The sequence below is a fragment of the Pelomonas cellulosilytica genome (assembly GCF_021353265.1).
GTDB lineage: Bacteria > Pseudomonadota > Gammaproteobacteria > Burkholderiales > Burkholderiaceae_C > Pelomonas > Pelomonas cellulosilytica.
Map to the genome: position 1 here is coordinate 48,936 of NZ_JAJTWU010000001.1, position 14,663 is coordinate 63,598.

Genomic DNA, 14,663 nt, shown 5'->3' on the forward strand with positions numbered 1-14,663 from the left:
CGCCCGGCTGCTCAACCTGCGGACACGGGCTCGTAGAACTCCAGCCAGGCACCGTCAGGCGCCTGCAGCGCCAGCAACCGAAGCTCGCCGTAGGGCGCCAGCGCCACGGTGCTCAGCGGCATCGCCAGCGGCTGGCCGCAGGCCTCGGCGTGCCGGGCCAGCGCGTCGATGCCGCGCACCGGGAAGCGCAGCGTGGCCATGCCGAAATGCGGCGGACCGGCGTCGGCCGACAGGTCGCGCCCGCAGGCGCCCGGCGCGGCGACCAGCTCGACCGAGCCTTCCATGCGGCCTTCCGGGTGCACGATGCACAGCTTCAGGCCAATCTGCGGCGCCAGTGCCGGCGGTGCGCCGAACAGGTTGGGGCCGGCCGCGAAGCCGGTTGATTCGTACTGCGACACAAGTTGGAAGCCGAGCACGTCGCGGTAGAAGGCGGCGGCGACGTCGACGTCGCGCACCAACTGGCTGGAGTTGAAGACCTGGCTGAAGTCGCGCAAGTGATCGAAGCCTTGCAGCGGTGGATGCAGCCGCTCGATGAGCGCCAGCCGCACGTTGTCCGGCCCGCGCACCAGCCATTCCTTGACGCCCAGCGTGCCGAAGTCCCAAGCGATGGGCGGCGCGGCGCCGTGCCACTGCAGTGCGCGCATGCTGCAGGCCATCGCGTCCACGTCCAGCACGCGCACGTTGAGGTCGAAGATGCCGCCACTGTCCCAGCACTGGTCGTCGGCGCGGATGTCGCGCTGCGGTTCGGCGCCGGACAGGCGCATCAGCCGCACGAAGCCCGTGTCGCAGTCCGGGTGGGCCAGCAGCCATTCGCGGCCGCTGGCGGCGGGCCGCCCCCACGCGGCGAGCAGTTGTGGGTCCACGTCGCCCTCGTGGCGCATCACCCAGCCGCCATTGCCGACCCAGCACTGCAGGTGCGGGGTTTCGTCGCGCACGATGACGACGGCCTCGCGGAAGCCGCCGATGGCGAAGCCGCGCTCGCCGGTGCTTGACGGGACGGTCACTTCGCGCTGCGCAGGTAGTCGATCAGCGCCTTGCGCTCGTCCGCATCGGGGATGCCGATGAAGGCCATCGTCGTGCCGGGCACGACGTTGGTGGGCTTGGTCAGCCAAGCGTTCAGCAGTGCTTCATCCCACACCTGCTTCTGCGCCTTCATGGCTGGGGAGTAGTTGTAGCCGACCAGGCCGCCCAGCGGGCGCCCGAGCAAGCCTTTGAGGTTGGGCCCAATGCGGCCGCTGGGGGTGTCGCCGACATCGTGGCAAGCGGCACAGCGCATGAACAGTCGCTTGCCTTTGGCCACGCTGGTGGCGTCGCCGGCGGGCTGGGCGGTTGCAGCGCCTGCGCCGAGCAGGGCGCACAACAACGTGGTCCAGGCGAGGGGGCGGCGCGACTGTTGAAGCTGCATTTGCATACCTTTCTGAGTGGTTCCTAGAGCGCGGGTTGGCGGCGATGCTAGGTCGCTGCCAAAGCTAAGTCATGCCAGGCGCTCTGGCGTGTTCGCGCTGCGGGAACGGGCCGCTATCCGCCTGATGGACGCTGGCGCGGCGCCGCAAGACCCGGCGCCTTCGCGATGTGAGGATGTGTCGTCCCTCCTCCAAGAAGCATTCGTTGCCATGAACACTCACCAAACCGAGGTGCTCGTCGCCGGTCTCGGGCCTGTAGGCTCCACGGCTGCGCTTTCGCTGGCCCGCCAGGGCATCGCCGTCACAGCCGTCGAGCCTTTGGCCAACAGCGCTACCGACCTGCGCGCGTCCACCTACCATGCGCCGACGCTGGAGATCCTCAGCGACCTGGGCGCGGCCGAGACGCTTTTCAGCCAGGGGTTGAAGGCGCCGATCTACCAGTACCGCGACCGCCAGACGGGCGAGGTGTTCTCGTTCGACATGACGGAGATCGCTGACCGCACGCGCTTCCCGTTCCGCATCCAGTGCGAGCAGCACCGCGTGACGGCCGACATCGTGGCCCAGCTGAAGAAGCAGCCCAGCGCCAATGTGCTGCAAGGCCAACGCGTGCTTTTCGTCGAGCAGGATGCAGAGGGCGTCACGGCCTATGTGGAAAGCGCCAACACAGTGGAGCGCTGGCGCGCGCGCTATCTCGTAGCAGCGGATGGTGCCAGCAGCGTCGTGCGCAAGGTGCTGGGGTTGCAGTTCCCGGGCTTCACGTATGACGAGAAGTTTGTCTGCTTCTCGACGGAGTACCCGATCGAGGAAGCCTTCGAGGACCTGAGCTACGTCAACTACATCTCCGACCCGCAGGAGTGGATGGTCGTGCTGCGCGTGCCGGGCCTGTGGCGCATCCTTGTTCCGGCGCCGACGGACTTGACCGACGAGCAACTGGTCTCGGATGACTACAAGAACGGCGTGTTCCGCCGCATGCTGGGCCACGACGGCGACATCGTGACCCGCCACCGCACGATCTACCGCGCTCACCAGCGGGTCTGCGAGCGCTTTGCGGTGGGCAACATCCTGCTGGTCGGCGACTCGGCGCACTTGAACAGCCCGATGGGCGGCTTCGGCATGAACAGCGGCATCCACGACGCCATCAACGCCAGCGAGAAGCTTGTGCGCGTGCTGCGACACGGTGCCGACGCGGCGCAGCAGATCGCCCTCTACGAGCGCCAACGCAAGACCGTCACGCATGACTTCGTGCAGGCCCAGACAATCGAGAACACGCGGCTCATGCGTGACGGCTGGGCCAACGCGCGCGCCCAGCGCAGCGAGGCGATGAACAAGCTGATGAATGACAGCGCCGCGCGGCGGACGTACCTGCTCAAGCAGTCGATGTTCACGAGTCTCGAGCAGGCCGCCGCGATGGTCTGAGCGGCGCCGATCCAGCAAGGGGCGTTGGGCACTGCGGCCGGGAATCGGGCACCACGACGTGACATTAATCAGCTGGCAGGCCCGCAGATATCCGCCTGCCGAGTGAACCAAAAACGAAAGAGACGCGCGACGGCGGCCTCCCTACATTGCATTTGACTCAGGTCAAAGAACGTCGGCGCCGCCGACAGCAGTACAGGCGCAAGCCTGTCTAGACAACGTCAAAGCCTCTTTCAACATCCGAGCTGGAGCATTCCGCATGCACTTGTCCCCACTGCCCTGTCATTCCCTGTCGCTACGCTCGTCGTCGCGGATCGTGCCCACCGGTGTGGCGCTGGCCTGCGCGCTATTGATGGGCAGCCCGGCGCTGGCCCAGACGACATCGGCGTCCGAAGGCCAGGAGGCCACCAACGCGCTGCCCACCGTCACGGTCACCGCCCGCAAGCGCGCGGAGGTGATGCTGGATGTGCCGATCTCCATCCAGGCGCTGTCCGAGAAGGAACTTCGCACGTCAGGCATCACGGATGTGAAGGACCTGGGCGAGCAGACCGGCTTCAGCTTCTCGTCCGCACAGGGCACGGGCGCGCAGGGGCGCTCCTTCGGTGTCGTGACGTTCCGCGGCCTGCAGGGTGAGCTGAACTTCCCGTGGGAGAACTCGGGCGGCATCTTCGTCGACGGCATCTTTGTCTCAGGCGGCGTGTCGGGCCTGGGGCTGGGTGACGTGGCGCGCGTGGAAGTGCTGAAGGGACCGCAAAACGCGTTCTTCGGCCGCAGCACCTTCGGTGGTGCGGTGAACTTCGTCACGAAGAACCCGGGGACGACGCTAGCCGGCACGGTCAACGCCACCCTCGGCAACGATGGCAGCAACGACGTGGATGCCAGCATCTCTGGCCCGCTGCTGGGCGACAAGCTGACCGGCCGCATCACGTTCGGCAGCAAGACGAAGGCCGCGTTGTTCCACGCCACGGACGGTGGCGACATGGGTGCGGAGAGCTCCCGCTACGTCAGCGGCACGTTGTACTTCAAGCCCAACGAGTCGGTGTGGGTGCGCCTGCGCGGCCTGTACCAGCAGGACGAAGACTCCGCGCCCGCGACCGGCATGATCTCGGCCAACGGCAACACCAGCTGCACTGGCAAGACCTACACCGGTCAGAACGCCAGCGGCGCCCCCGTGACCTACACGCCCAGCGTGCCTTACTTCTGCGATGGCATCCCGTCGTACAAGGAGGTTGGCTCCAAGGTCTTCGACGCGAACACCGCCTTGCCGGCCGGCGTCTACGCCGCGTTTGTCGACAACAGCCTGGGCGATCCCTTCCTGGCGAAGTCGCCACGGCTCACCCATATGGGTATGAAACGCGAGACCCTGCGCCTTTCTACCCAGGCAGCGGTGATGCTGCCTTACGACATGGACGTGGCGTTCAACGCCGGCTACAACGAGTCCAACTCCACCAGCATCCACGACCTGGATCGCAGCAAGGCCAATGCCTTCCTGGCGCTGCAGACCAACCCCACGCGTGACCTGACGCTGGACGCGCGGCTGTCCACCAGCCCGTCCAATCCGCTGCGCGGCCTGCTGGGTGCCAGCTACTTCGTGTCCACCTTCCAGCTGTCGCAGATCGACCTGAGCTCGGCCTTCGGCCAGGTGAGTCCGACCCGCAGCACCGGCGCTTACCTGGACCTGCGTGCCCACGTGCCGGCCGTTTACGGTGCGGTCGAGTACGACATCAACGACCAGTGGACGGTGTCAGCCGAGGCGCGCTACCAGAAGGACAAGAGCGCCTATGTTTCGCTGGATGGCACGGAGACCAGCAACACCATCAACAGCTGGCTGCCGCGCGTGACGCTGCGCTACAAGCCGATGGCGTCGATGTCCGCCTACGTGAACCTGGCGCGCGGCGTGCAGCCGCTGACCGTGAACGGTGGTTACGCGAATGCGAATGCCGCAGGCAAGGCCTACCTGGAAGCGCTGTTCCCCGGCATCACGCCCTTCACGCCGCAGCCCAAGCTGGACTCCGCCGAAGTGGGCCTCAAGCAGCAGGTGAGCCGTACTTTCCAGTACGCGCTGGCGATCTACGACCAGAAGTGGAAGAACCGTCTCTCCGGCACAACCGTGTTCAACCCGGCCAGTTGCGGCACGACGGTCAACACGCCTGAATGTCCATTCGCTACCTCCGGCACGGGTGTGACGATCTCCAACGAGGCCCGTATCCGCGGGCTGGAACTGACGGTGGATGCCCAGCTGACGCCGTCCTGGACTGCAGGCGGCTACCTGGACTACAAGGATGCTACCTGGACCAAGTTCGACGCTGCCAATGCCGCCGTGCTGACCGGGTCGGCCGTCGCCTTCGACGGCAACCACCTGGCTCGCCTGCCCAAGTTCAGCGTGTCGGCCAACACGACCTACCGGTTCGGCCTGAGCGACGGTTGGAGCGGCTACACGCGGGGTGACCTCACGTGGGTCGGCAAGCGCTGGGAGACCGACTTCAACTTCACGCAGGACGACGGCTACAAGCGCTTTGACCTGCGACTGGGATTCGAGAAGAAGGACTTGTTGATCGAGCTCTTCGCCCGCAACGTGTTCAACGCCCAGGACTGGGCAACGGTCTCGCGCTACTTCGACCTGACGGCACAGCCGCTGACCAACTTCAACCGCCAGGCTGTGCAGGTGACGCTGCAGGACCCGCGGACGGTAGGCGTGCGCCTGCGCTACGGCTTCTGAGGGAGGGCAGCCCAGCCGGACGGTGTGCCGGCCCACAATGAACAAGGCGCTCTGCGGAGCGCCTTTCTGCTGCCCGGAGCTCGGGTCCTAAGGTGCGGTCGTCGAGGCCTTCTTGAAGCCCAGCGCCTCGATCCAGGCATGGAAGTCTTCGGCCCAGTGATCGGACGTCGTGCCGCGCGTGGCCATGCCGAAGCCATGGCCGCCGCGGCTGTACAGGTGCAGCTCGGGCCGGTAGTCCGCGGCGAAGAGCGTGTCGTAGAAACCGCGCACGCCGGTGCCGACGAACACGTCGTCCTGTGCCATCGCGATGAAGAACGGCGGCAGCGCGCCTGGGGCCGGCGTGGGTGCCGGGCGCAGCCAGGGCTCCTTGGGGGTGCCCGGCGGATAGGGCAGGTGGGCCGGGGGCAGCGTTGGCGGCACCACCATCGGCGGGCCGTAGATCAGCCCGGCGAAATTTGGCCGGTCTGCTGGCTCTGGCGCCAACGCCATGACGCCAACGACGTGGCCGCCCGCCGAGAAGCCGACCGCGCCCACGCGCTGCGGATCGATGCCGAACTCCTTGGCATGTGCCCGGATCTCGCGCAGCGCCTGCACGCCATCTACCGCGGCTGCCTCGCCAATCTGGCCCTGCGGGCCAGTGGTCATGGCCGTGAAGACACGCTGGCGGTAATGCTCCGCGCTCTCCGATGGTGGCTGGTAGATCGTGCGGTAGCGCAGCACGAAGGCGGCGACGCCGCGCTCTGCCAGCCAGCGAGCCACGTCCGTGCCTTCGCTGCGGATGGACAACTCGCGGAAGCCGCCACCGGGCGCCACGACCACGGCCGCCCCGGTCGCGCGGCCCGGCGCGGGCAGGAAGGGCTGGTAGCTCGGCTGGCTGACGTTGTGGACCCTGGTGCCGTCGGCGCTAACTTCGTCGGGGCCGGCTTGCGGCGCTGCACCGAACCAGTGGGGCAACGCCGGCGGACCGTCCGTCCAAACCGGGCGCGCGGGCAGCGCGCACACCGCGGCCCCACAGGCTGCGCTGGCATCGGTCGCGGTGGGCTGCGACAGCGTGGGTGAGGAGGACAGCGCCAGCGCGGCGGCCTCCATAAGGACGAGGAATCGACGCTTGATCAGCATGAGAGGGCCCGGCAGGGTGGATTGAGGTGGTGCCCACCCTAGGAGTGCCGGCCAGCGGCGCCAAGCGCCCGCGCTGTGTTGTCCGCCTGGCAGACAGGTCGGGGGATGGCGTCGCGCAGCGACCAATACAACCGCGCCAACTCGGGGCAAGAGGCACGGCGGACGGGAATCCGGCACCACGACATGGCAGGTCGGCGGGCGCGTTTCTGGCCCTTATCCACCTGACGATTGATGCTGAATGCCAACCCGCACGGCGATGCACTGCTGCATACATTCACCTTGACCCAGGTCAACGAATCACCGGCCAAGCCTGGACAAGCGCGCCGTCCCGGCCTGTCTAGACAACCCGACGCGCCACCTCTATCTCGATCCCGGAGAACTTCAAATGCACCCGAACCCTTTGCCCTGTGGCGCATTGCGCCAGCATGTGCGGCCGGCACCGACCGTCGTGGCGCTGGCCTGCGCCCTGCTGATGGGCGCACCCGCCCTCGCGCAGACCGCGCCGGCGGAAGCCGCGCCGGGCGCCGAGGCTGCCGCTGCGACGAATGCGCTGCCCACTGTCACCGTCACCGCACGCAAGCGCAGCGAGAAGATGCTGGAGGTGCCGATGTCCATCCAGTCCTTCTCCGAGAAGGACCTGCGCGCCAGCGGCAGCACCGACATCAAGGACCTCACGACCCAGGCCGGCTTCAACTTCAGCTCCGCGCAGGGCTCCGGTGCCCAGGGGCGGGCCTTCGGCGTGACGACCTTCCGCGGCCTGCAGGGCGAGCTGAACTTCCCCTGGGAGAACTCGGGCGGCGTGTTCATCGACGGCATCTTCATCTCCGGCGGTGTCTCCAGCATCGGCATGACCGACGTGGCGCGCGTGGAGGTGCTCAAGGGGCCGCAGAACGCCTTCTTCGGCCGCAGCACCTTCGGCGGCGCGGTTAACTTCATCACCAAGCAGCCGGCCGGCCAGCTGCGCGGCACGATCAACGCGTCGCTGAACCAGCGCGGTTCCAACGACGTGGACGTGACGATCGAGGGGCCGCTGATCCCCGACCTGCTCAACGGCCGCATCTCCTTCGGCTCGCGCAACAAGACCGCGCTCTACCACGCGACCGACGGCGGTAACCTGGGCGCCGAGAACACCAAGTTCGTCGCCGGCACGCTGCACTTCTCGCCCACCGACGACCTGTGGGTGCGCCTGCGCGGCCACTACCAGAAGGACGAGGATTCCACGCCCGCCACGGCGTTCGTTCCCGCCGCGGGCAACACCAGCTGCACGGGCGCGACTTACACGGGCATCGGCCGTGACGGCAAGAGCGTGCAGTACACGCCGGGCACAGCCTACTTCTGCGGCACGATCCCGTCATTCAAGGACGTGGGCGCCGGCGTCATCGACGCCAACACGGCCATCCCGGCGGGGGCCTACGCGGCCTTCGTCAACAACAGCCTCGGCGACCCCTTCCTCGCCAAGACCCCGCGGCTGGACCATGCCGGCATGGCGCGCGAGATCAAGCGCGCCTCGGTGCAAGCAGGCTACTCGCTGCCGCTGGGCATGGAAGCGGCCTTCAACCTGGGCTACAACCAGGCCAACTCGGCCAGCATCTTCGACCTGGACCGCACGAAGACACAAGCTTTCTACGCGCTGCAGACCAACGTCACGCACGACCTGACCGCCGACGCACGGCTGTCCACCAACCCGAAGGCCGCGCTGCGTGGCGTCGTCGGCGTGAGCTACTTCAAGTCGACCTACCAGCTCTCGCAGCTCAACCTGAACTCTGCGCTGGGCGCGACGGCTGCGGTGCGCGACTCGGGCAATTACCTGAATCTCGATTCAGCGGTGCCGGCGGCGTATGGCTCGGTGGAATACGACGTCACCCAGCAGATCACGGCGTCCTTCGAAACGCGCCGCCAGCACGACAAGATCGAGGCAACTACCTATGGCGGCGCTGTCTACTCGAACGCGGTCGACAACTGGCTCCCACGCATGACGCTGCGCTTTAAGCCGACGGCCGACCTGTCCTTCTACGTCAATGCGGCGCGCGGCGTGCAGCCGCTGACGGTCAATACCGGCTACGTGAATGCCTCCGCAGCAGGTCAGGCCTACATGCGCGGCCTCTACCCCGACCTGGGGAACTTCACACCACAACCCAAGCTCAAGTCGCTGGAGTTCGGCGCCAAGCAGCGCGTGAACGACTGGCTGCAGTACTCGGCTGCGGTCTACGACCAGAAGTGGCAGAACCGCCTGACGTCCAGCGCCGTCTTCAATCCTACGACCTGCGGCACCACGACCGGCACGCCCGAGTGCCCGTTCACGGCCACCGGCGCCGGCGTGACGTTCAGCAACGACGCCACCATCCGCGGCCTGGAATTGCAGGTGGATGCCCAGCTCGCCAGCAACTGGAGCGCGAGCGCCTATGTCGACATCAAGCATGCGACCTGGGACAAGTACAACTCGGCCGCGCAGTCCGCATACGGTTCCAACCGTGCGCTGGCGCTGACCGGCACGGCGGTGGCCTTCGACGGCAACGCGCTGGGCCGTGTGCCCAAGGTCACCGTGTCGGCCAACACGACCTACCGGTTCGGCCTGAGCGATGGCTGGAGCAGCTTCCTGCGCGGCGACCTGACCTATGTCGGCAAGCAGTGGGAGACGGACTTCAACTTCGCGCAGTCCAAGGCGTACTCGCGGCTTGACGCGCGCTGGGGCTTCGAGAAGGGCAACACGTCGCTCGAGCTCTTCGTGCGTAACCTGACCAACGATCGCGGCTGGGTCAGCGTGGGGCGCACGGCAGACCTGAGCATCGTGCCTCTGGTCAACTTCTCGCAGCAGGCGTTGATCGCCACCGTGCAGGAGGAGCGCGCCTTCGGCGTCCGCCTGCGCTACGGGTTCTGAATCCGCGGGGCCTTCGGGCCCTGCGCTTTTTGCGGTGACACGGCCCGCAAAAAAAGGCGCTCCAAGGAGCGCCTTCGTTTATGGGCCGGGTGAGCGTTCAGCCCCGGAAAGCCGCTTCCAGGTGTGCGCCAGGGTCGGCCCACCAGGCCGGCTTGGTGCGGCGCGTCTCGGCCAGCCAGATGGCCGGCAGCGTGTCCAGCGTCAGGCCGTAGCGGCCGGCACCGTGCGCCATCATGTGACCTGGCTGATCGGCCGGCATCTGCTGCCAGGGGCGCCAGCCGCTGACGTTGGTGAACGACATGCTGGCGGGCACCTGCAGCGAAGCCGGGTCGCGCAGCGCGGCCAGCGGGGCGCGCACCGTTACCAGTTCGCTGTAGCGGTAGGGCTTAGCAGGCGCCGGGAGGGGCAGGGCAGTGCGCACGCGCTGCGCCATCACCAGCTCGCCGGCAACCTCCTCCATCGCGCTGACGCGGTCTTCTGCGACGGCGCCGGGCGGCAGCGGCTTGACGTGGTGGCGGCTGAGATCCTCGTGCAGCAGCAACGTGGTCGGGCGTGACGTGTGCACCACCGCGGGCACGCTCCGGCCGGTCAGCGGGTTGCGCCATTGCGCCATCACCTCGCCGCTGTCGGCGTCGGTGTAATAGGCGTGCTCGAAGCTGGCGCTGAGCCAGCGGCCATCCTCCAGCATGCGCCACCGCGTGAAGGTGGCGGCCACCACGCCGAACATTGGGATCAGCTCGCTGTCGATGACGCCGTAGTACTGCCCGGTCAGCGCGGCCACGACGAGGCGGTCGTCGAGCGCGCCGCGCATCAGCAGGTAGTCCCGCTGACGACCGGTTGGCGCTGCCGACGTAGCAGCCCCGGCCAGCAGCGGTGCTCCGCCGATGGAGGCCGCGGCGGCCCATTGCAGCCAGCGGCGGCGGTCGAGTGGTGGATCGTTCAGGGGCATGGAGAACCTCGTCAATAGGTCAGCGGAACAGCAGGGGCACGAACTCGTTCAGGTAGGCCCGCCAGTTCACCCAGGTGTGGCCGCCGCCGCTCTCCCGGTAGTTGTAGGCGATGCCCTGCTCATCCAGCATGCGGCGCGTCGGCTCGGCCATCGCATAGAGGAAGTCCTCCTTGCCGAAGGCGTAGAACACCACACTCTTGGCGGCGGCGCGGCGCTTTAGCGCTTCGGCGTTGCGCGCGACATAGGCCTTGGCGGGGTCACCTGCCTGCAGGCCGATGCTGAAGATGCCGACGGCGCCGAACAGGTCCGGCCGCGGCAGGCCGAAGTTCAGCGTGTGGGCTCCGCCCATCGACAGCCCGGCCATCGCGCGGCGCGTCGCGGTCGGCTCGGTGCGGAAGCGCCGTTCCACCTCGGGCATCAGGTCCTTGACGAGGTCGTCGCCGAAGTCGGTGTTGTTGAAGCGGTCCACGCCCGGCCGGTCCGGCGTGTGGCCGAACGGCATCACCACGATCATCGGCTGCGCCTTGCCGGCGGCGATGAGGTTGTCAAGGATATGGTTCGCCTGGCCGATGGAAGTCCAGCTGTCATCGCTGTCGCCGGCGCCATGCACGAGGTAGAGCACCGGGTAGCGCCGGTTGCCGTTGGCCTCGTAGCCCGGTGGCGTGTAGACGTGGGCGCGTCGGCGAGTGCCCAGCGTGGACGAGTCATAGCTCATCACCGACACCAGTCCCTGCGGCACGCCTGGCTGCGCACTGTGGAAGGCCGACGCAGGGCCGGGCACGTCCAGCACCGAGCGGGCGCCGCGGTAGGTCAGCGAGAAGTTCGTGCCTTGCGGGTCGGGCATGTCGACGCCGTCGACATTGAAGGCATAGCGGTAGGCGCCGGCGGCCAGCGGGCCGGGCGTCGTGGCGGCCCAGAAGCCCTGCTCGTCCTTGGCCATGGGCAGGCCGGGTGGCTTGCCGTCGAAGCCGGTGGGCACGCCATCGATCTCGGTGCTGCTGAGCTTGACCGCGGCAGCGGCTGGTGCGCACAGCCGGAAGCTGACGCGCCCGTCGGCCTGCATCGTGACGGAGTCGTAGAACATCATCCACTGCTGCGACGCCCGGGCGTCGCAGACGGCCGGCGCTGCCGCCGCGGTACCCGCCAGGCAGCAGGTGCCGAGCAGGAGGGAAAGGGGCCTGGCCATCATGCAAATCTCCTTAGCGCGCCCAGCGCTTTTCAAAGTCCCACACGTCCTGGAAGCCGATGAGCTTGCAGAACTCGGTGAAATCGAACATCGGCAGCTCGGGCGTCTGGCTCAGACCCTGCTCCTTCAGCGTCCGCAAAGCCTGCTCCATCGCTGCGGCGGCGACGAGGCTGGTCATCGACGGGTAGATCGCGAACGCGTAGCCGATCTCCTTGAGCGTGGCCGCCGGCAGGATCGGCGTCTTTCCGCCGTCGGCCATGTTGGCCATCATCGGCAAGTCGAAGGCCTCGCAGGCGCGGCGCATCTCGTCCTCGGACTGTGGTGCCTCGAAGAACAGCACGTCGGCGCCGGCCTTGGCATACGCCTCAAGGCGGCGCATCGCGTCGTCGAAGCCGAAGCCTGCGCGCGAGTCGGTGCGGGCGATGATGAGGAAGTTCTCCTTGTCCTCGCGTGTCTCGGCAGCGACCTTGATCTTCTCGACCATGTCCTCCATCGGCACGCAGCGCTTGAACGGCGTATGGCCGCACTTCTTCGGGAACTCCTGGTCCTCGATCTGGATGGCCGTGACGCCGGCACGCTCATAGCCCTTGACGGTGTGGGCCACGTTCAGCAGACCGCCGTAGCCGGTGTCGGCATCCGCGATGACGGCGGCGTGGCTCGTCTGCACCAGCGTGGCCATGCGGTCCAGCATCTGTGTGTAGCTGGCGATGCCGGCGTCCGGCAGGCCTAGGCTGGATGCGGTCAGCCAGTAGCCGGTTCCGTACACGATGGGAAAGCCCACCTTGTTGGCCACGGCGGTGGCGATCATGTCCTGCATGCCGGGCACGACGAAGAAGTCGCCCTGGTCGAGCATCTGGCGGAAGATGGGTTGGGCCATGGTGTGGTTGTCCTGATGGTGTGTGAAGTCAGCCGGCGGTAGTGGCATCGGCATACAGCCAGGGCTGGCGCCGGCGCTGCTTGGCCTCGAAGGCCTCGATCAGTGCGCCGGCGTTTTGGCGGATGCTTTCGATCTCGTCGCGGCCTTCGAGCAGCGCCGCGCGGGCGCGCTCGGCCAATCGGAAGGGCAGCAGCAACCCGCCCGAAAGCGCGATGGTGCAGGCCTTCAGGTCCACTGTGAGGGGTTGTGCGGCCTCGGCTGCCGCCATGACGAGGGCATGCTCGCGGGAGGGCAGTGCGATGGGCAGCATGCCGTTGTTTAAGCAGTTGGCCTGGAAGATCTCGCCGAAGCCCGGCGCGATGATGCAGCGCAGGCCCAGGTCTGCCAGCGCCCAAGGCGCCTGTTCGCGGCTAGAGCCGCAGCCGAAGTTCGGTCCCGCCACGAGGATGGCGGCGCCACGCCAGCGTGGTTGGTTGAGTACGAAGTCGGGCCGCTCGCAACCGGTCTCGTCGAAGCGCTTCTCGTAGAACGCGTAGCGACCGAGCCCGGCCTTTTGCGTCAGCACGAGGAAGCGGCCGGGAAAGATGATGTCCGTGTCGATGTCGGCGTCGGGCATCGGCGCCGCGACGGAGCGCAGGGTCGTGAAGGCTTGCATCAGGCGGGAGTTCGTTCGCGCGGGTCGGCCAGGTGGCCAGCAATGGCGCTGGCTGCGGCTGTGGCGGGGCTGACGAGATGGGTGCGGGCGCCCGCACCCTGGCGGCCCTCGAAGTTGCGGTTGCTCGTACTGGCGCAGCGCTCGCCGGGCTGCAGGCGGTCGTCGTTCATTGCGACGCACAGCGAGCAGCCGGGCGCGCGCCATTCGAAGCCGGCGGCAGTGAAGAGCCGGTCGAGGCCCTCGTCAACAGCCTGGCGGGCCACCTGAGCGGAGCCCGGCACGACGATGGCTCTTACGTGAGCGGCCTTGTGGCGGCCCTGCAGCTGCGCGGCGGCAGCGCGCAAGTCCTCGATGCGGCTGTTGGTGCAGGAGCCGATGAAGACATGGTCGAGGCGCACGTCCTGCAGCGCGGTGCCGGGGCGCAGGCCCATGTAGTCGAGTGCGCGGGCGATCTTGCGTGCGGCGGCCTCGTCGGTCGCCTGACTCGGGTCTGGCACGCGGCCGTCGATGGCCAGCGCCTGGTCGGGGCTGGTACCCCAGGTCACGTGCGGTGCCAGCGCGGTAGCGTCGATGTCGAGGCTGCGGTCGAAGGGCGCGCCGGCGTCGCTGTGCAGCGTGCGCCAGTGGTCCAGCGCCTGTTCCCACAGCGCGCCGCGAGGCGCCAGCGGCCGGCCCTCCAGCCAGGCGAAGGTGCGGTCGTCCGGGGCTATGAGGCCACTGCGGGCGCCGGCTTCGATGCTCATGTTGCACACCGTCATGCGCTCGGCCATCGACATGGCCTCGACGGTGTCACCGCAGAACTCGATCGTGTGGCCCACGGCGCCCGATGCACCGAGCCTGCCTATGATGGCCAGCACGACGTCCTTGGCAGTGACGCCTGCCGGCAGCGCGCCGGTCACGCGCACCCGCAGGTTGCGGGCGCGGCGCTGGCGCAGCGTCTGCGTGGCCAGCACGCATTCCACCTCGCTCGCGCCAATGCCAAAGGCCAGCGCGCCGAAGGCGCCATGTGTGGAGGTGTGCGAATCGCCGCAGACCAGCGTGATGCCCGGCAGCGTAAAGCCCTGTTCCGGCCCGATGACGTGGACGATGCCGTGGCGTTGGTCGTTCAGAGGGATGTAGTTAAGGCCGGTGGCGGTGGTATTGCGCTCAAGCAGCGCGACCTGCTCGCGGGCCAGTGGGTCGGCGATGGGCTGGTCACGGTGTCGTGTGGGCACGGCATGGTCGGCCACGGCCAGCTGCGTCTCGCGGCGGCGCACCGGCAGGCCGCGCAGCCGCAGGCCCTCGAAGCTCTGCGGGCTGCTGACCTCGTGCAGCATCTGGCGGTCGATGTAGACCAGCGCCGTCGTGTCGCCCCGCTCGTCGCGTTCTTCGGTGACGACATGTGAGGTCCAGAGCTTGTCGTAGAGGGTCTGCGTCATGAACGGAAAGGGCGGCTCATCATGGCGTGCAGTGTGCAAGCCGGGC

11 protein-coding genes are annotated in these 14,663 nt (G+C 67.7%); 3 read left to right on the forward strand and 8 right to left on the reverse strand.

What is annotated here, in order from left to right; translation table 11 throughout:
* Positions 1 to 11: 11 nt before the first annotated feature.
* Together LXT13_RS28745 and LXT13_RS00240 are read right to left on the reverse strand one after the other, a co-directional pair.
* Positions 12 to 1,004 carry a VOC family protein gene (locus LXT13_RS28745; protein ID WP_233369590.1) on the reverse strand — a complete coding sequence of 331 codons (993 nt, stop codon included), beginning with the start codon at positions 1,002 to 1,004 and terminating at the stop codon, positions 12 to 14.
* Entirely contained in the window at positions 1,001 to 1,405 is a 405-nt protein-coding gene (locus LXT13_RS00240) for a c-type cytochrome (RefSeq protein WP_233369591.1), read from the reverse strand. The genes LXT13_RS28745 and LXT13_RS00240 overlap by 4 nt, the downstream gene beginning before the upstream one ends.
* Positions 1,406 to 1,613: 208 nt before the next feature.
* On the opposite strand from LXT13_RS00240, the gene LXT13_RS00245 reads away from it, so the two are divergent.
* Together LXT13_RS00245 and LXT13_RS00250 are read left to right on the forward strand one after the other, a co-directional pair.
* Positions 1,614 to 2,819 carry an FAD-dependent oxidoreductase gene (locus LXT13_RS00245; protein ID WP_233369592.1) on the forward strand — a complete coding sequence of 402 codons (1,206 nt, stop codon included), beginning with the start codon at positions 1,614 to 1,616 and terminating at the stop codon, positions 2,817 to 2,819.
* A gap of 256 nt (positions 2,820 to 3,075) precedes the next feature.
* Complete coding sequence (locus LXT13_RS00250) at positions 3,076 to 5,535, forward strand: TonB-dependent receptor (RefSeq protein ID WP_233369593.1); 2,460 nt, start codon at positions 3,076 to 3,078, stop codon at positions 5,533 to 5,535.
* A gap of 87 nt (positions 5,536 to 5,622) precedes the next feature.
* Here LXT13_RS00250 and LXT13_RS00255 read toward each other — a convergent pair whose 3' ends face one another.
* Positions 5,623 to 6,654: an alpha/beta hydrolase gene (locus LXT13_RS00255; protein WP_233369594.1), complete on the reverse strand. Its 1,032-nt coding sequence runs from the start codon at positions 6,652 to 6,654 to the stop codon at positions 5,623 to 5,625.
* 385 nt (positions 6,655 to 7,039) lie between these two features.
* Here LXT13_RS00255 and LXT13_RS00260 point away from each other — a divergent pair, with 385 nt between their 5' ends.
* A complete protein-coding gene (locus LXT13_RS00260; protein ID WP_233369595.1) occupies positions 7,040 to 9,532 on the forward strand; it encodes a TonB-dependent receptor in 2,493 nt (830 codons plus the stop codon).
* 97 nt (positions 9,533 to 9,629) lie between these two features.
* Here the strand turns inward: LXT13_RS00260 and LXT13_RS00265 are convergent, their stop codons facing one another.
* Genes LXT13_RS00265 through leuC form a run of 5 tightly spaced genes read right to left on the reverse strand, consistent with a single transcriptional unit; the run spans position 9,630 to position 14,617 of the window.
* Entirely contained in the window at positions 9,630 to 10,481 is an 852-nt protein-coding gene (locus tag LXT13_RS00265) for a DUF1838 family protein (protein WP_233369596.1), read from the reverse strand.
* A 19-nt stretch (positions 10,482 to 10,500) separates the two neighbouring features.
* A complete protein-coding gene (locus tag LXT13_RS00270) occupies positions 10,501 to 11,670 on the reverse strand; it encodes an alpha/beta hydrolase-fold protein (RefSeq protein ID WP_233369597.1) in 1,170 nt (389 codons plus the stop codon).
* 10 nt (positions 11,671 to 11,680) lie between these two features.
* A complete protein-coding gene (locus LXT13_RS00275; RefSeq protein WP_233369598.1) occupies positions 11,681 to 12,544 on the reverse strand; it encodes an isocitrate lyase/PEP mutase family protein in 864 nt (287 codons plus the stop codon).
* Between the two features lie 28 nt (positions 12,545 to 12,572).
* Positions 12,573 to 13,199, reverse strand: a complete 627-nt coding sequence (gene leuD, locus LXT13_RS00280; protein WP_304622793.1) for a 3-isopropylmalate dehydratase small subunit — start codon at positions 13,197 to 13,199, stop codon at positions 12,573 to 12,575.
* Positions 13,199 to 14,617, reverse strand: coding sequence for a 3-isopropylmalate dehydratase large subunit (gene leuC, locus LXT13_RS00285; RefSeq protein ID WP_233369599.1), 1,419 nt, complete (start codon positions 14,615 to 14,617; stop codon positions 13,199 to 13,201). Before leuC ends, leuD begins: the two co-directional genes overlap by 1 nt.
* Positions 14,618 to 14,663 lie beyond the last annotated feature (46 nt).